18 protein-coding genes are annotated in these 16,332 nt (G+C 51.0%); 16 read left to right on the forward strand and 2 right to left on the reverse strand.

The window, feature by feature from the left end; all coding sequences use genetic code 11:
- Nucleotides 1–2: 2 nt before the first annotated feature.
- From K365_RS28070 to K365_RS0120085, 4 genes are read left to right on the forward strand one after another with little or no spacing between them, the layout of a single operon-like run.
- On the forward strand, nucleotides 3–428 hold the full coding sequence (locus K365_RS28070) for a YtxH domain-containing protein (RefSeq protein WP_024336023.1): 426 nt from the start codon (nucleotides 3–5) through the stop codon (nucleotides 426–428).
- Nucleotides 425–703, forward strand: a complete 279-nt coding sequence (locus tag K365_RS0120075) for a hypothetical protein (protein WP_211221137.1) — start codon at nucleotides 425–427, stop codon at nucleotides 701–703. The genes K365_RS28070 and K365_RS0120075 overlap by 4 nt, the downstream gene beginning before the upstream one ends.
- A 23-nt stretch (nucleotides 704–726) precedes the next feature.
- Nucleotides 727–2,820: a heavy metal translocating P-type ATPase gene (locus K365_RS0120080; RefSeq protein WP_024336025.1), complete on the forward strand. Its 2,094-nt coding sequence runs from the start codon at nucleotides 727–729 to the stop codon at nucleotides 2,818–2,820.
- Nucleotides 2,817–3,536: a ferrous iron transport protein A gene (locus tag K365_RS0120085; RefSeq protein ID WP_024336026.1), complete on the forward strand. Its 720-nt coding sequence runs from the start codon at nucleotides 2,817–2,819 to the stop codon at nucleotides 3,534–3,536. Before K365_RS0120080 ends, K365_RS0120085 begins: the two co-directional genes overlap by 4 nt.
- Before the next feature lie 252 nt (nucleotides 3,537–3,788).
- On the opposite strand, the gene K365_RS0120090 is transcribed toward K365_RS0120085, so the two are convergent.
- Nucleotides 3,789–4,067 carry an HU family DNA-binding protein gene (locus K365_RS0120090; RefSeq protein WP_024336027.1) on the reverse strand — a complete coding sequence of 93 codons (279 nt, stop codon included), beginning with the start codon at nucleotides 4,065–4,067 and terminating at the stop codon, nucleotides 3,789–3,791.
- 437 nt (nucleotides 4,068–4,504) lie between these two features.
- Here K365_RS0120090 and nifH point away from each other — a divergent pair, with 437 nt between their 5' ends.
- From nifH to K365_RS0120145, 12 genes are all read left to right on the forward strand, one after another.
- Nucleotides 4,505–5,326, forward strand: coding sequence for a nitrogenase iron protein (gene nifH, locus K365_RS0120095; protein ID WP_024336028.1), 822 nt, complete (start codon nucleotides 4,505–4,507; stop codon nucleotides 5,324–5,326).
- A 27-nt stretch (nucleotides 5,327–5,353) separates the two neighbouring features.
- Nucleotides 5,354–5,713 carry a P-II family nitrogen regulator gene (locus K365_RS0120100; RefSeq protein ID WP_024336029.1) on the forward strand — a complete coding sequence of 120 codons (360 nt, stop codon included), beginning with the start codon at nucleotides 5,354–5,356 and terminating at the stop codon, nucleotides 5,711–5,713.
- Nucleotides 5,710–6,090 (forward strand): P-II family nitrogen regulator, encoded by a 381-nt coding sequence (locus K365_RS0120105; protein ID WP_024336030.1) that lies wholly within the window; start codon nucleotides 5,710–5,712, stop codon nucleotides 6,088–6,090. The genes K365_RS0120100 and K365_RS0120105 overlap by 4 nt, the downstream gene beginning before the upstream one ends.
- Nucleotides 6,091–6,133: 43 nt before the next feature.
- Nucleotides 6,134–6,340: a hypothetical protein gene (locus tag K365_RS0120110; protein WP_024336031.1), complete on the forward strand. Its 207-nt coding sequence runs from the start codon at nucleotides 6,134–6,136 to the stop codon at nucleotides 6,338–6,340.
- Between the two features lie 46 nt (nucleotides 6,341–6,386).
- Nucleotides 6,387–7,643, forward strand: coding sequence for an IS110 family RNA-guided transposase (locus tag K365_RS0120115; protein WP_029724930.1), 1,257 nt, complete (start codon nucleotides 6,387–6,389; stop codon nucleotides 7,641–7,643).
- A 295-nt stretch (nucleotides 7,644–7,938) separates the two neighbouring features.
- Nucleotides 7,939–9,051 (forward strand): nitrogenase component 1, encoded by a 1,113-nt coding sequence (locus K365_RS0120120; protein ID WP_245569217.1) that lies wholly within the window; start codon nucleotides 7,939–7,941, stop codon nucleotides 9,049–9,051.
- Nucleotides 8,960–9,688 (forward strand): nitrogenase component 1, encoded by a 729-nt coding sequence (locus K365_RS0120125; protein ID WP_024336033.1) that lies wholly within the window; start codon nucleotides 8,960–8,962, stop codon nucleotides 9,686–9,688. Before K365_RS0120120 ends, K365_RS0120125 begins: the two co-directional genes overlap by 92 nt.
- Before the next feature lie 24 nt (nucleotides 9,689–9,712).
- Entirely contained in the window at nucleotides 9,713–11,095 is a 1,383-nt protein-coding gene (nifE, locus tag K365_RS0120130) for a nitrogenase iron-molybdenum cofactor biosynthesis protein NifE (RefSeq protein WP_024336034.1), read from the forward strand.
- Nucleotides 11,096–11,103: 8 nt separating this feature from the next.
- Entirely contained in the window at nucleotides 11,104–12,483 is a 1,380-nt protein-coding gene (locus K365_RS0120135) for a nitrogenase component 1 (RefSeq protein WP_024336035.1), read from the forward strand.
- A gap of 291 nt (nucleotides 12,484–12,774) precedes the next feature.
- Entirely contained in the window at nucleotides 12,775–13,563 is a 789-nt protein-coding gene (locus tag K365_RS28870; RefSeq protein WP_245569218.1) for a radical SAM protein, read from the forward strand.
- A gap of 11 nt (nucleotides 13,564–13,574) precedes the next feature.
- Entirely contained in the window at nucleotides 13,575–13,799 is a 225-nt protein-coding gene (locus K365_RS28875; RefSeq protein WP_245569219.1) for a NifB/NifX family molybdenum-iron cluster-binding protein, read from the forward strand.
- Nucleotides 13,800–13,967: 168 nt separating this feature from the next.
- Complete coding sequence (locus tag K365_RS0120145; RefSeq protein WP_245569220.1) at nucleotides 13,968–15,155, forward strand: hydroxymethylglutaryl-CoA lyase-like TIM-barrel protein; 1,188 nt, start codon at nucleotides 13,968–13,970, stop codon at nucleotides 15,153–15,155.
- Between the two features lie 161 nt (nucleotides 15,156–15,316).
- Here the strand turns inward: K365_RS0120145 and K365_RS26830 are convergent, their stop codons facing one another.
- Entirely contained in the window at nucleotides 15,317–16,327 is a 1,011-nt protein-coding gene (locus K365_RS26830) for a helix-turn-helix transcriptional regulator (protein WP_024336037.1), read from the reverse strand.
- Nucleotides 16,328–16,332: the final 5 nt, after the last annotated feature.

Raw genomic sequence — 16,332 nt, forward strand, 5'->3', positions numbered from 1 at the left:
CCATGCATCAACTGAATCCTGCAGGACCTAACATGCCGGCTTCCGGACATGTTCACCCGGCTGCCGTAAACCCTGCTTTGGGAACCGGCCAGGCTGTACCGGCATCCCAGATGAACCACCCCTTTTATCATAACCCGGTCGGTCAACTTCCCCCTCAATACCGGCCCTACAGTCATGAAGAGAACCGGCAGACAGCGATGGCCGTGCCGCCGGCGTCCGGATTGGGCAGCTGGTTTGATTTCTCCAGTGCCGGATATCTCAAGGGCTTTCTGGCAGGTGCCGGCATCACACTGCTGTTGACCAACACCAGTGTCCAGAAAACCCTGATCCGGGGAACCGTCAAGGTCTGGTCCACTTTCCAGGGCGGTGTGGAGGAGGTCAAGGAACAGTTCAAGGATGTTAAAGCGGAAATGAGCCAGGATTCATGACGGGGCAGGAATTCAATGGCAACCCATCCGGAGCCGCCGGGGGTTCCCGCACGGGTCACCATGGGCAACCCATGGACCACCATAGGAGATCCGACTATGACAGAACCGCTGCCAAGACCGGCATGGCCCTGGCCATGGGAGCCCTGCTCGTGACCGGCATGATGGACGGCAGAACCGCCGGAAAGCTTCATATTGTTTCCGGCATCGCCCTGGTGGGATTCTCGTTCTGGCACCATCACCTCTATCACGGCTCACCCCGGGGCCGGAAGGCATAAAACCAGGAAAGGATGTCGTTGCCATGACTGAATGCCGTGTGGTTCACGAACTGCCCGGAAGGCTGCGGATCAGGTGTGCCGGATTCCATGATCCATCCTTTGATCCCGCTTATATGGAGGCGGTGCTGAAAAACATTTCCGGTGTCGGCCGTGTCCGGTTCAACATAGGCGCCGGCACCGTGGTGGTGGGATACAACCCGGACAACACCTGCAGAAAGACCATTCTGGCATGTCTGAAATCCCTGCCGGCGGAAGCCTGTCATCCCATGCAGAAATGTCACTCTCTGCCAGATCCCGTGGGCACGGCTGCCAAAGCGGTATTTTCACTGGTCACCCCGGCCCTGCCCCGCCGGCTGGCCGGGGTGTTCAGCTGGGCCATGGGACTGCCCGTTCTGGTGCGGGGCATGGAAACCCTGCTGACCGGCGGGGTCAAGGTGGAGGTACTGGATGCAGCGGCCGTGGGATTTTCCCTGGGCCAAAAACAGTATTTTACCGCCAATGCCATTGTGGCCCTGCTGGCTTTGGGGGAATACCTGGAACAGGTGTCTGACGTCAAAACCATCGGCCTGTTAAGCAGCCTGCTGCGGCCCCGGGTGGAACAGGTCCGGGTTCAGCGGGATGGGGCGGAAATCCGCCTGGCCCTGACAGAACTGCGGGTGGGGGACCGGGTGGTGTGCGGGTCCGGGGAGATGGTCTCCGTGGATGGACGGATCATGGAGGGAGAGGCATCCCTTGACCAGAGTTCCATTACCGGTGAATCCATGCCCGTGCATGTACAACCCGGAGATGAAATCCTGTCCGGGTCCCTGATCCACGAAGGACGGATCATCCTGGATGCCCGGCAAGTAGGGCCCGAAACCCGTCTGGCGCGCATCAACCGGTTTCTGGAAAATTCCCTGCGGTTCAAATCCCATGGCCAGCAGCAGAGCGAGCGGCTGGCCGACCGCCTGGTGCCGGCCACCCTGGGCATGGGGCTGGGAATGTTCCTGCTCACCCGGGATATCCGCCGGGCCGCCGCCGTGCTCACTGTGGATTTTTCCTGTGCCATCAAGCTGGCCAATCCCGTGGCCACCCGGACCGCCATGTATTCGGCGGCCCGGGAAGGTATCCTGCTCAAAGGGGCACAGGCACTGTACGCCCTGGCCCGGGTGGACACCATGGTGTTTGACAAGACAGGGACCCTGACCCGGGGAGCACTGGAAGTAACGGACGTGGTGCCTGAAACCGGCATCTCCCGGAATGATCTCCTGGCCCTGGCCGCTGCGGCCGAGTCCCATTATGCCCATCCCGTGGCCCGGGCCGTGGTGGCGGAAGCCAAAAGCCGCGGTCTGGCACTGTCCCCCGCCGGCCGGGTGGACTTTATCGTGGCCCACGGGGTCTCCGCCTATGTCAACGGCCGGCGTGTCCTGGTGGGCAGCCGTCATTTCATTGAAGAAGACGAAGGCATTGACTGTTCAGAGGTTGACCGGTCCGCCGGGACCCTTCGGAAAAACGGAAAAAACCTGTTGTATGTGGCCCGGGAAAACCGCCTGCTGGGAGTGATCGCTTTGCGGGATGCCCTGCGGCCTGAAGCGGTCCGGGTACTGAGGGACCTGAAGGCCGCAGGTATCCGTAAAATTATCACCCTGACCGGCGATCATCCGGCAACGGCCCGGGCCGTTGCCGGACAGCTGCCGGATCTGGACGAAATACGCTGGGATCTCAAACCGGAGCAGAAGGCGGCCATTGTGTCGGATCTGCAGAAACAGGGACACCAGGTGGCATTTGCCGGAGACGGGGTAAACGATGCTCCGGCCCTGATCACTGCGGATGTGGGCATCTGTATGCCCGGAGGCGCGGATCTGGCCCGGGAATCCGCCCAGGTGGTACTGCTCAAAGAAGATCTGAACGACCTGGTCGCGGCCCGGAAGATGGCTGTTCAGGCCCGGAAAATCATCCGAACCTGTTTCAATGCATCTGTGGGGCTCAATTCCCTGTTTCTTCTGCTGGCCGGCAGCGGCCGCATTCCGCCGGTACTGGCGGCGGTCCTGCACAACGCCAACACAGTAGGGGTCCTGGGATACGCGGCAGCCGCCGGTATGCAGCGCCCCGTAAAAAAGAAAGGCCCCGGATTATGACTGTTCCCCTGTTTGAATCGCCTGCGGGCAGACCCCTGGTGCTCAAAGCGTTCACCGACCCGGATCTGGCAGTACGCCTGGGACGGATGGGTTTGTATGAGGGCAGTGAAATTGAACGGCTGGACCAGGAAGTGCTCGTGCAGCCGGTGCGTATCAAAGGACCGGCAGGAGAGGCCGTCCTGGGCGGCGGCATGGCCATGAAGGTGGTGATCCACCTGGATGACGGCCGCAAACTGCCCCTGGCGGAAATGAGAACCGGAGAAACCGGCCATATGGAAGGGTTCACGGGCGGACCCGCCCTTTCCGATACCCTGGCCGTGCTGGGCCTGTCATCCGGCGACCGTATCCGGTTTCTGCGGCACCTGCCGCCCATGACTTATATCACCCGGCTGGAGACCGGGGTCCGGGTGCACCTGACCGAAGGCATGGCCGCCAAGATCTGGGGCCGTTCCGGTAATGAAGAAGTGCAATTTATCTGTGCGCCCACCGATAACCCATTTGCGGTGCTCCAAATCCTGGGCGGCAAAAGAGCCCGTCAGATGCTGTATTCCCGACAAATAGAACCGGGAACCATCCTGGTGCTGGAAAATGTAGCCCCGGCCCAGAGCCTCCGGACAGAAACCCTGAATCCGGTGGTGATTGCAAGCCGGGAAGGGCTGCGGCTGTTCCTGAACCCCGAGGACGGCCGCCGGATACTGGTGACGCCGGCCGGATAAAAAACCATTCAAGCGGAATACCGGCCATGTGGTCACACTTCGTCCGTCAACCTGTGAACGGGCGATGGCATCTGCCGGATATTATTTAAGGGCTTATTTCCGGTCATGAGAGAATGATGCTATGCTGTGGTGCCGGATTCGACCGATTATGCAGCATTCCTGCAATCAGTATCCTCAGCTTTCAACCGTTTGAACTTTTTCAGGACAACCTCTCTTTCAGATTCCCAGCTTCTTGTTTTTCCAGACCATCTTTCAGGATGCTTCTATCTGGCCTCTGAGCTTTTTGCCTGCCCAAAATTTCACCACATTTTTTTCCATTATCTTTATGGGTTCCCCTGTCTGGGGATTACGCCCGTTCCTTTCTTTGCGGTAAATTTTTTTAAAGGTACCAAAACCCACCAGAGTGATACCGTTGTGTTTTTTCAATGCATCTGTCACACCTTCCATAAATGATTTAAGGGCCTTTCCTGCGGCTGCCTCGGTTATCCCGGCATCCTTTGCCATTTTCTTTACCAGTGCGTGTTTGTTCATAAAATCACCTCCGTTGAAAATGTATTTTTATGTTGTTGATCACAACGTTATATATTTGCCTTTGGCTTTTTTTGCTTCATCGGCATTTACCGAACCGGCATTTCATCCTGGATCACGGTGCAGTAATTACATAAAAAAACATGCGTGTCAAATAAAATTTGCTATACCTAATTTTTTTAATAATAGGCTGGATGTATCTCATTTAAATTATAAAATTGAATTAAATTCAACTACAAATATGTAATGAATATTTTTATAATGAATATTTATTCATATATTATTTTTGATTAATCTTTTATGTTTTACCAATAAATCCTTTAAAATAAGTTTGTTATAAAACAATTTATTTTTTTTTGAGTTTTGGAATGATCATTGCATTTATGACTTCCAGGCGTTTGGATGGATTGTATTTAATCAACCTGAAAAGGAAAAGTAAAATGAGAAAGATAGCCATTTACGGAAAAGGCGGTATTGGAAAATCGACCACAACCCAGAATCTGGTTGCAGGACTCGTGGAAGCCGGCAACAAAATAATGGTGGTGGGCTGTGATCCCAAGGCAGACTCCACGCGACTTCTGCTCGACGGGCTTGCCCAGAGAACCGTACTGGACACCCTGAGGGAGGAAGGCGAAGATGTGGTTCTGGAAGATGTTCTGAAGCTGGGATACGGCGGAACCATGTGCACGGAATCCGGCGGTCCGGAACCGGGTGTGGGATGCGCAGGAAGGGGGATCATTACCTCCATCAACCTTCTGGAACAGCTGGGGGCCTATGACAATGAAGACCTGGATTATGTGTTTTATGATGTACTGGGGGACGTTGTCTGCGGCGGATTTGCCATGCCCATGCGGGAGGGCAAGGCCCAGGAAATCTATATCGTGGTTTCCGGCGAGATGATGGCCATGTATGCGGCCAACAACATATGTAAGGGGATTGTGAAATTTGCCGAGTCCGGCGGTATCCGGCTGGGGGGCCTCATCTGCAATTCCAGGGCCGTGGCCAACGAAAGAGAGATGATCGAAGTGTTGGCTGAAAAACTGGGAACAAAGATGATCCATTTTATCCCCAGGGAAAATATGGTTCAACAGGCTGAGATTAATAGAAAAACCGTGATTGAGTTTGCACCGGAACATTCCCAGGCAGATGAATACCGTGCCCTTGCAAAAAAGATCAATGAAAATGATAAGTTTGTCATTCCGACACCCATAACCATTGAAGCACTGGAATCCCTGCTCATTAAGCATGGCATTGCAGCTTAACCGTTTAAAAAAAGGAAAATAAGACCCATGAAAATAATGATCAGATCAATCGTCAGGCCGGAAAAAACCCATGATATCATGGCTGCGCTCATGGAAGCAGGCTTTCCCGCGGTTACCCGTATGAGCGTGGCAGGACGCGGGAAGCAGAGAGGAATTAAGATCGGCGAAATCACCTATGATGAAATCCCCAAGGAAATGCTGATCACAGTGGTGGATGAAAAGGACAAGGATTTTGTCATCAGGACCATCATGAAAACCGCTAAAAGCGGTGAAAAAGGGGCCTTTGGAGACGGCAAGATTTTTGTCAGTCCCGTGGACGAGGTCTACACCATCAGTTCAGGGATTGTGGAAACCCATAAAGAAGAGGCCGAAGAGGGGGTCGCATGAAAGAGGTAATGGCCGTTATCCGCATGAACATGATCAATAAGACCAAACGCGCCCTCATTGATGCAGATATCTCCTCCATGACCGCATTTGAGGTTCTGGGCAGGGGAAAGGGGCTTGTGGACTTAAAGCTATTAAAGGGTGCGGAACAAGGATATGAAGAGGCCATTGCCCAGCTGGGACAGGGCGGACGTCTGATCCCCAAGAGGGCGATCTCCATCGTGGTCCCCCAAAAGCTGGTAGCCAAAACCATCAAGACCATCATTGAAGCCAACCATACCGGAAAATCAGGGGACGGCGTCATCTGGGTCATGCCGATTTTTGATGCCCTGAGTGTGAGAACCAGCGAGTTCGGAGATAAGATTCTCGACGAGTTTTGACCCAACGAGTTTTAACTTAAAATTTAAGAATGGAAAAATAAAAATGAGCATTGCCATAAAGGAAGCCAGAACCATCAAACCGGGCAGAGCAGATATCCCTGATCCGGAAGAGGTGAAAAAAGAGCTGATTGCCAAATACCCGGCCAAGGTGGCCAGGAAACGCTCGAAACAGATCATGCCCAATAACATCCATGCCCTGACGGGCACAACAAAACATGAAACACTTGCAAAATTGGAAAAATGGTCATAATTATCAAATTTTTTTTATTTAGCCGATAAAAATGAAGAGGATAATTATGACCAAGAAATTAGATACCACATTTATTCAGATTGTTCACCCTGTTTGTTGCGGTTTGGACGTTCATAAGAAAAAAATTTCAGCCTGTCTTATCACTGTGGATAATAACGGTAAGGAACAGTATGAGATTAAAGAATTTGGTACGTTCACCAACGATCTTGTCGAGATGAAGAATTGGTTGCTGAACAATGAATGCCCGGTATTGGCAATGGAAAGCACAGGCGTTTATTGGCGGCCGGTTCATAACGTTCTCGAAGGATTTATGGAAGTGATTCTTGTAAATGCCAGACACATCAAAAATGTTCCGGGACGTAAAACAGATATCAGCGACAGTAAATGGCTTGCCGGGCTCTTGAGACATGGCCTTTTAAAAGGCAGCTTTATTCCGGCAAAAGAGATACGCCAGTGGAGAGAACTGACAAGGATCAGAAGAACGTATACCGAATCTCTGGCTGATTTTAAACGACGTGTGCACAAGTTGTTTGAAACCGCCAACATTAAAATCGATTCCGTTGTATCTGATCTGTTTGGAGTTACAGGTCAAAATTTGATTTCATTATTATGCGACGGATCCGAATTGAATTTGGCAACAATTGAACAGAATACCAAACCCGGTCTGAAAAAAAAGGTTGTCGAACTGCATCGCAGTATTCAGGGTTTTTTTGAAGATCATCATCGGTTTCAATTAATTGGCCTGATGGAGGTAATGAGATCTTTGGAAAAACAAATCGATGAAATTACCCGGAGATTAGAAGATCTTACCTCTGGCCACCAGGATCTATTGGATCGATTGGATGAGGTACCAGGTATTGATAAGAAGTCGGCGCAATCAATTGTCAGCGAAATTGGTGTGACCCTCGATGAATTTATTTGTACAGCTGCGCTTGCCTCTTGGGCAGGCTTATGTCCGGGAAATAATGAAAGTGCCGGCAAAAGGAAGAGTGGCAGAGCTTCTGTGAGAAGTCACCCATTCAAAACCATATTGATCGAAGTGGCCTGGGCAGCAGTCCGGAAAAAAGGGTCATACTACAGGGCCAAATATTTTAAGCTGAAGTCCAGGCGTGGCGCAAAAAAAGCTATCGTTGCAATTGCACATAGAATATCAAAAGCAATTTTCAATATCATAAAAAATGGAGATCATTTCATGGACCTTGGTGAAGATTATTTGACTGCCCAGACAAGACAAAAGGCTATCAACAGCATTAAAAAGCGAGCCAATCAACTTGGTTATGAATTGGTTCCATGTGCGAATTGATAATTTTTTTAGGTGAAGATTATGGGTAAGATTTTTTGAGCAGAAAAAAAGTCGATGAAGAAATGAAGCCATAGAGCGCGATAATAACATGACTGGTCGGCCTTTTGCACAACTAACTGTCAGTCCTTAATTAAAGGAACTACGCATATAAAACTGTATGAAACTTGGCTGGCCACCTGCTTAAAAAAACAACCTGTAAAAGATAATCAAGCAGACAAAGGAGGCACTTCCTGAATATAATTCAAATCGGGTTTTCATCATGGACTTTGCAGACAAACAAAGCCAGTGGTGAAGTGTGTCCTTAACGATGACGGTGTTTCATATAAAAACCGATGAAAGCGGCCACCCTTTGGTCATGGGGGCCAATGTCAGGACGATTCCCGGCATCATCACCCAGAGGGGCTGCTGCTATGCCGGTTGCAATGGGGTCATCCTGGGGCCCACCCGGGATATTGTCAATATCACCCACGGTCCCATCGGGTGCGGTTTTTACTCCTGGCTTACCCGGCGGAATCAGACACGTCCTGCCTCGGACAAAGATGCCAATTTCATGACCTATTGCTTTTCCACGGACATGCAGGACAAAGACATTGTTTTCGGCGGTGAAAAAAAACTCAAGGCTGCCATACAGGAAGCCTATGACATTTTTAAGCCCAAGGCCATCAGTATTTTTTCAACCTGTCCTGTAGGTCTCATCGGAGATGATGTCCATGCCGTGGCCAGGGAAATGAAGGAAAAGCTGGGTATCAATGTTTTTGGTTTTTCCTGCGAAGGCTATAAAGGGGTGAGCCAGTCTGCAGGGCACCACATAGCCAATAACGGCATCTTCACCCATGTTGTGGGCGAAAATGACACCATCATGGATGCAGAGTACAAGATCAATCTTCTGGGTGAATACAACATCGGTGGGGATGGATTCGAGATTGATCGAATTCTGGAGGCCTGCGGTATCTCGCTTGTTTCCACCTTCAGCGGTAATTCCAGCTATGACCAGTTTGCCAATTGTCATACAGCCGATCTGAATGCCGTCATGTGCCACCGATCCATCAACTATGTGGCGGACATGCTGGAAATCAAATACTGTATCCCCTGGATCAAGATCAATTTCATCGGTGCCCGGGCAACCGCCAAATCCCTGAGAAAGATCGCCCAATATTTTGACGAACCAAAACTGATTGAACAAGTGGAAAACTTCATTGCAAAGGAAATGCCTGAAATAGAAAAGGTGAAGGCCCAGGTAAAAAAAAGATGTGAAGGAAAGCTGGCCATGATGTTTGTCGGCGGTTCCAGAGCCCATAGTTACCAGGGTATTTTCAATGAAATCGGATGGCGGTGTCACAATCGAAGAACTTGTCAGCACCGGGGACAGCATCGGCACCATTGCCCTGGGAGAGACAGCCTCGGCTGATGCGGCAAGGGCGCTGGACGTCAAATGGAAGGTACCCTGCCAGGTGCAGGATCTTCCCATCGGGCTTTTTGCAACGGATCGATTCATTGATGCCCTGAGAAAGGCTGCCGGGGTCACAGTGCCCGACAGCATCACTTTGGAACGCGGACAGCTTCTGGATATCATTACAGATATGCAGGCCTGTTTTTACCATAAAAAAGTGGCCCTGGCAGGTGATCCGGATCATTTGATTCCCCTGGTGGAATTTCTCATCGATATCGACATGATGCCGGTTCATATTGTCACGGGAACGCCGGGAAAAGCCTTTTTGCAGCGGATCGAAGAACTGACGGCTGACCTGCCTTACAAGGTCAATGTCAAGGCCGGCACGGGTGCTGACATGTTCCTGCTCCACCAGTGGATTAAAAACGAGCCGGTGGATCTGCTCATCGCCAATACCTATGGAAAATATATGGCAAAAGATGATGATATTCCTTTTGTGCGGTATGGTTTTCCCATAACAGACCGGGTGGGTCATTCCTATTTCCCCACGGTCTGCTACAAAGGCGGTATGCGGCTTCTGGAAAAAATTCTGGATGTCCTGCTGGAACGTATTGACAGGGATGCTCCTGAAGAAAGTTTTGAACTGGTGATGTAACCGCAAATTTTGAGGATAGATAAAATGAAAACCATATCTGTATTGGAAGACAGAAAAAAGCAGATTTATCAGAAAGGCCAGGATGGGTTTGACATCTCCTGCGAACAAAAGAGCCTGGCAGGATCAGTGAGCCAGCGGGCCTGTGTGTTCTGCGGCTCCAGGGTGGTGCTCTATCCCATTGCCGATGCCCTGCACCTGATCCACGGCCCCATCGGCTGTGCATCCTATACCTGGGATATCCGGGGGGCGTTGTCGTCCGGACCTGAACTGCACCGGATGAGTTTTTCCACGGATCTTTCCGAGACAGATATCATCTTTGGCGGCGAGAAAAAGCTTGAACAGGCGTTGTTTGAACTCATTGACGCATACGAACCCAGGGCAGCCTTTGTCTATTGTACCTGTATTGTGGGGATCATCGGGGATGATGTGGATGCTGTGTGCAGAAAAGTTGCAGCCAGGGTGGGCATCCCCGTGCTTCCGGTTCATTCCGAAGGATTCAAGGGAACCAAGAAGGATAGCTACAAGGCTGCCTGTGATGCCCTGTTTACACTCATTGACCAGAGCAAAGAGCCCCCAAAAAAAATTCCCCTGGGCATCAATATCCTGGGGGAATTCAATATCGGCGGAGAAACCTGGATTATCAAGGACTACTACAGGCGGATGGGCATTGAGACCGTGGCCGTGATGACCGGTGACGGCAGGGTGAAAGATATCCAGTCGGCACAAAGGGCCTGCCTGAATGTGGTCCAGTGCTCAGGGTCATTGACCCATCTGGCCAAAGAAATGGAAGAAGTTTACGGCATCCCCTATATCAGGGTTTCCTATTTCGGTATTGAAGACACCGCAAGCGCCCTTTATGATGTGGCCTCTTTTTTTGCCGGCAGCCCTGCCATCATGGAGAAAACAACGCGCCTGGTGCAGGAGGAGGTTTGCGCCATCATTCCGGACTTAGAAGAGATAAAACAGGATCTTGCGGGAAAACGGGCTGCCATTTACGTCGGGGGGGCATTCAAGGCCTTTTCTTTGATCAAGGCATTGAAATATTTGGGCATGGAAGTGGTCCTTGTGGGATCCCAGACCGGTAATAAAGAAGATTACGCTCTTTTAAAAAAGATGTGCCGGCCTGGCACCATTATCCTGGATGATGCCAATCCCCTGGAGCTTGCCAAGTATATCATGGAAAAGGATGCCCACCTCTTTATCGGGGGGGTAAAGGAAAAGCCCATTGCCTATAAGCTGGGCATTGGTTTCTGCGACCACAACCATGAAAGAAAGATTCCTCTGGCAGGATTCGCAGGGATGCGCAATTTTGCCAGGGAAATCCATGAAACTATTACAAGCCCCATCTGGGAGCTTGTCCCGGGAAAAGGACAAAAGAACATTCCTGAAAGTTTGAATAAAGGATGATACCTGTGATGAAAACCAAAGCCTATACCGCCACCCGAAACGCCTGCAAAATGTGTACACCCCTGGGAGCCGCACTGGTGTTCCACGGGATAGAAGGGACCATTCCGCTGCTGCACGGTTCCCAGGGCTGTTCAACCTATATGCGCAGATATATGATCAGCCATTTCAAGGAACCCGTGGATATTGCCTCATCCAATTTTTCCGAGGAGACGGCCATCTTCGGCGGCGGTGCCAACCTGAAACAGGCCATTGAAAATGTAAGCCGTCAATACGCTCCGGAAATGATCGGCATTGCCACCACCTGCCTTTCCGAAACCATAGGGGATGATGTTCCCATGATTTTGGAGAAGATGGGCAACCAGATAAACCAGACCGCCCTGGTTCATGTGTCAACCCCGAGTTTTTCAGGAACCCATGTGGATGGATTCCACGGGGCTGTCAGGGCTGTGGTCGGGCAGTGCAATCCCTTGAGCAATAGAACAAAATATACACCCAAGACTAAGAAAAGAATCAATCTTTTCCCTGGCATGCTGTCCAATGAAGATTTGCGGCACCTGAAGGAAATATTTACGGATTTGAATATAGACCTTATTCTTTTGCCGGATTATTCAGAACGGCTGGAAGGACCTTCATGGGTTGAGTACCAGGCGATTCAGAAAGGCGGAACCCCCATAAGGGACATCCGGAAAATGAATGCGTCCACCGGCAGCATGGAGTTTGGCACCATCCTGGCCAGGTTTGCAGGAAAAGGAGAAAAATCTGCCGCAGCTCTTTTAAAAAAAAGATTTGATGTGCCCTGGGAATCTTTGGGCATTCCCATCGGGGTCAAGGCCACGGATATTTTCTTTTCAGTCATGGAAAGGCTGACCTTAAAATCCATGCCTGAAAAGTATAAAAAACAGCGGGGCCGCCTGATTGATGCCTATGTGGACGGGAACAAATATGTGTCTAAAAAAAGGGCAATTGTATACGGGGAAGAGGATTTTGTGGCTGCCATGGCAGGGTTTCTGGCCGAGATCGGCATCATCCCGGTTCTGTGTGCTTCCGGCGGGAACAGCGGACTTTTAAAACAGGCGTTGAGCGAACTTATCCCCCAGAACATCTTCAAGCAGGTGGAAGTGCATAACGGCATGGATTTTACCCGGATGGAGCAACAGGCCCGGGAACTTTCCCCTGATTTTGTCATTGGAAACTCCAAGGGCTATACCATGGCCCGCCATCTGAATATTCCCCTGGTCAGGGTGGGATTTCCCATCCACGACAGGCTTGGCGGATCAAGGATCCTTCACATCGGTTACCAAGGGACCCAGCACTTGTTTGATACCATTGTCAACACCCTGTTGCAGACGCGCCAGGACACGTCAAAAATCGGTTATGCCTATATGTAGAAATAAGGATGGAAAAATGAATATTGAAAATCACCCCTGTTTTAATCCAAATGCCTGTAAGCGTTTCGGAAGAGTCCACCTGCCTGTTGCTCCCCGCTGCAATATCCAGTGCAATTTTTGTAACCGGAAATTTGACTGCGTCAATGAAAGCCGGCCCGGCGTCAGCAGCAGGATTCTTTCCCCCTTCCAGGCCATGGCATACCTTGACAGGGTTATGGCCCAAAAAAAAAATATTTCCGTGGTGGGGATATAGCCGGTCCCGGAGATCCCTTTGCCAACCCGGACCAGATCTTGACCACCCTTGAAATGGTCAGCAAAAAATATCCGGAAATGCTCCTGTGCCTGGCCACCAACGGATTGAACCTTCCGGACTATCTGGATGATGTGGCAAGGTTCAAGGTCAGCCATGTGAGCATCACCATCAACGCGGTTGACCCCAGGATCAGTGAAAAAATCTATGCGTGGGTAAGGTTTGGTAAAAAATCCTTGTCCCCGGAAAAAGGGGCGCGCCTGCTTCTGGAAAAACAATTGACATCGGTTGCCGGCCTCAAAGACCGGGGGGTCATTGTAAAGGTCAACACCATTGTTCTGCCCGGCATCAACGATCACCATGTGGTTGAGATCGCCAGGCAAATGGCGGAACTGGATGTGGACCTGCTCAATTGCATGCCCTATTATCCCAATGAAGGCGCCAATTTTTCAAATCTTGCCGAACCGACCAAGGATCAGATTGCAAAGATCCAGGCTGGAGCCAAAGTTCATATTCCCCAGATGATGCACTGCAAAAGGTGCCGTGCCGATGCTGTCGGCCTTCTGGATGAACCGACAGACATGGCATTGATGGACAGCCTTGTGGAATGTGCCTCTCTTGCAGAACCTGCTGAAATTGAGCTCCTTCCTTCTGCCGTACCCGATGGTGTTGAATCAGATGCGGCAGCTCCCTATGTTGCCGTGGCCACCCGGGAGGGGGTGCTGGTGAACCAGCACCTGGGAGAAGCCCGCAAGGTTTCCGTTTACGACATCAGCGGGGAGAAGCCCGTATTGTTAGAACAGCGGCGCCTCCCGGCGGCATGGACTTGAGGTGGCAGGCCATGGCAGACATTCTTTCAGACTGCCATCTTATCCTGGTCAGCGGTATCGGGGATGCCCCTAAGCGCGTACTCACACAACAAGGATTTGAAATCATCCTGGTCAACGGCCTGATCCATGACATTATCCATGCCGTTAAAAACAAAGAGAATATAAACCATCTGCTCAAGACAGACCCTTTCCGCTGCAATGCCGAATGCTCAGGTGCCGGAATGGGATGCATGTAAATCAAAGGAGAACAAAAGAATGGAAAAACCATCACACCACATACTGGTCTGTGCCAGCTTCAGGCCCAATGGAGATCCCAAGGGAAAATGCCATCGGAAAAATTCCGTGGAATGCCTGCTATGGTGTTTTCAAATATGATTTTGTCAGATAGTCAAAGAAAAATATGGATGGTGGATACCACATTGAGGGATGGTGAGCAGGCGCCCGGGGTCGTGTTCACTACCCTGGAAAAGCTTGAAATTGCAGCGGCCCTTGCCCGGATCGGAATGGATGAGATCGAAGCGGGCATACCGGCCATGGGGGAGGGCGCCTGTTGCGATATCAAGAAAATTGCGGCATTGCATCTGCCCTGCATCCTGTCTTCCTGGTGCAGGGCAGATCAAAAAGATATTGAAAAGGCAGCTGCCTGCAAAACCCAGGGGGTCCATATCAGCTTTCCCACCTCTTCCATCCTTTTGAAAACATTTGGCAAAGACGAGGCCTGGGTGATGAAGTCCCTGGCGAAGCTGGTAAGATTTGCCAGAAAATATTTTGACCGGGTCTCGGTGGGGGCCCAGGATGCCACCCGGACCCAACAGGATTTTTTATATGAATTTTCAGCCCTTGCGTCGGAAGCAGGGGCTCAGCGTGTCCGCATCGCCGATACAGTGGGCATGATAAGCCCCTTCACGGTGATGAACCTGATTGCAGGTCTGGTCGCAAGAGTTCCGGGCCTTGATTTTGAATTCCACGGGCACAATGATCTGGGCATGGCCACGGCCAATGCAGTAACAGCCGTGGATGCCGGCGCATCCGCCCTGAGTGTTACGGTAAACGGTCTGGGGGAGCGGGCCGGAAACGCTCCCCTTGAAGAGGTGGCCATGGCGCTTTTTGAAAAGGGCGGATATGGGGGCACCATCAATAAAACCCTTATTACAGAACTCTGTCTTCTGGTGGCCAGGGCATCCGGCCAACAGATTCACCCGTCAAAACCCATTATCGGCCGCAACGTGTTCCGGCATGAATCCGGTATCCATTGTTCAGGGCTTTTAAAGGCGCCTTGCTCATACCAGCTCTTTGAATCTGAGAAAATCGGGAAAAAAGGGTTTGAATGCGTCATCGGATATCATTCCGGGTCTGCTGCCATCATACATGCCCTTGAACAACAGGGAATCTTTATCGATAAAACAGCGGCAAAAAAATTAATTCCCCTTGTCCGGCAAAGGGCCGGCCTGCAAAAATCAGTTCTGACACCTGCAGAACTCAAGGAACTTTATTTCCGGGCCACCTGCAGCTGTGCAATGGGTGCCCGGGGTGCCGGAAAGAAACGGTCAGCCATTGAAATTTTGTGGTCGGTTGATGTTTTTGCTGCTTGAATTGCGAGTTCAAAGCTTAAATCTATGATTCTTCCCTGCTTCATCAGTGATACCGCTGTAAGTGCCGCATCTTCATCTCGTTCACGAAGTACCACTTTGAACACCTCAAATACGCTGATCGATGGGACAATAAGATTTTCAGAATCGGATTCTCAGACTTTTTACTGATTTGTTGACCTGGATTTCCCGGTTCTGAAGGCTGACGGGCTTATTCCAAACCGTTTTTGAAATGCTGATGCAAAATGACTGGAGCCGCAAAACCCGGCCTCAAAGGCAACCTGGGTGATGCTCAACTTATTTTCAGCCAGCAGCATCCTCCCGTAGGCCAGACGCTCCTGCCTCAGGTATTCGAAAACAGTACATCCGAATATTTTTTTAAACCCACGGGTCAGGCGAACATGGCTCATGCCCACTTGCCGGGCCAGATCGGGTAAAGCCGGAGGGAACCGGAGTCTTTGGATGAGCAGGTCCCGGGCCTTGAGAATACGTTCCTTTTCATCTTTCAGAACAGCCGGAAAAAAAGAACCGCAATCATCATTTCCAAAAGCCTGTTCCAGGGTATAAGCCACAAGTTCCATGGCTTTGCTCTCAAGAAAAATCCGCCGGATCATGCCCTGATGCGAGCAGGCAAACATCTGGAACAGTACGTATTGCATGGCAAAAGTCATCTTCCGATTCAAAAAAAGACTACCCTGCTCTATCGCCCGTGTCAGAGCGGGAGCCACCCTCCCCTCCTGATCCGTCTCCAGAAGGTACCGCAACCCCTCACACGACAGACGAACAACCACTGCCTGAAGTTCTTCCCTGCCTGAAACACGCCGCTCCAGAACCGGCTCCTCAAAATAGTAAAGATGCACCTGACCCGCCGTCATATCAAGAGGAGAGGGACACCAGGGATTCCGGGTCCGGGTGCTCCCGGACATGCAGAACACAAAAGTGAACCTGGGTTCAGGCCAGGTTATTTCCGCCCGATACTCCCGGACAAACCGGCAGCGGCTCATGCAGACATCCATGCCGGGCCGGCAGTCAAGAGTAAGAAACTGTCCCTGCCCTAAATTTCGGGGGACCCGCCTCAGGATTTCACTGCCACCCTTGTGAAGCAGTGTCTTTGCTTCTCCATTAAACCGGATGAATCCATAAACCGGATCTTGGATCATGACCTTGGTGTTCATATCAT

Origin of the sequence: Desulfotignum balticum DSM 7044, assembly GCF_000421285.1 — a bacterium.
In the GTDB taxonomy this organism is placed as follows: Bacteria; Desulfobacterota; Desulfobacteria; order Desulfobacterales; family Desulfobacteraceae; genus Desulfotignum; species Desulfotignum balticum.

Coding starts and splice junctions, on each gene's coding strand:
- K365_RS0120080 (WP_024336025.1), top strand. CDS start 727: ATGACTGAATGCCGTGTGGTTCACGAACTGCCCGGAAGGCTGCGGATC.
- K365_RS0120105 (WP_024336030.1), top strand. CDS start 5,710: ATGAAAGAGGTAATGGCCGTTATCCGCATGAACATGATCAATAAGACC.
- K365_RS0120090 (WP_024336027.1), bottom strand. CDS start 4,067: ATGAACAAACACGCACTGGTAAAGAAAATGGCAAAGGATGCCGGGATA.
- K365_RS26830 (WP_024336037.1), bottom strand. CDS start 16,327: ATGAACACCAAGGTCATGATCCAAGATCCGGTTTATGGATTCATCCGG.
- nifE (WP_024336034.1), top strand. CDS start 9,713: ATGAAAACCATATCTGTATTGGAAGACAGAAAAAAGCAGATTTATCAG.
- K365_RS0120100 (WP_024336029.1), top strand. CDS start 5,354: ATGAAAATAATGATCAGATCAATCGTCAGGCCGGAAAAAACCCATGAT.
- nifH (WP_024336028.1), top strand. CDS start 4,505: ATGAGAAAGATAGCCATTTACGGAAAAGGCGGTATTGGAAAATCGACC.
- K365_RS0120145 (WP_245569220.1), top strand. CDS start 13,968: ATGGTGGATACCACATTGAGGGATGGTGAGCAGGCGCCCGGGGTCGTG.
- K365_RS0120075 (WP_211221137.1), top strand. CDS start 425: ATGACGGGGCAGGAATTCAATGGCAACCCATCCGGAGCCGCCGGGGGT.
- K365_RS0120110 (WP_024336031.1), top strand. CDS start 6,134: ATGAGCATTGCCATAAAGGAAGCCAGAACCATCAAACCGGGCAGAGCA.
- K365_RS0120135 (WP_024336035.1), top strand. CDS start 11,104: ATGAAAACCAAAGCCTATACCGCCACCCGAAACGCCTGCAAAATGTGT.
- K365_RS0120125 (WP_024336033.1), top strand. CDS start 8,960: ATGAAATCGGATGGCGGTGTCACAATCGAAGAACTTGTCAGCACCGGG.
- K365_RS28070 (WP_024336023.1), top strand. CDS start 3: ATGCATCAACTGAATCCTGCAGGACCTAACATGCCGGCTTCCGGACAT.
- K365_RS0120115 (WP_029724930.1), top strand. CDS start 6,387: ATGACCAAGAAATTAGATACCACATTTATTCAGATTGTTCACCCTGTT.
- K365_RS28875 (WP_245569219.1), top strand. CDS start 13,575: ATGGCAGACATTCTTTCAGACTGCCATCTTATCCTGGTCAGCGGTATC.
- K365_RS0120085 (WP_024336026.1), top strand. CDS start 2,817: ATGACTGTTCCCCTGTTTGAATCGCCTGCGGGCAGACCCCTGGTGCTC.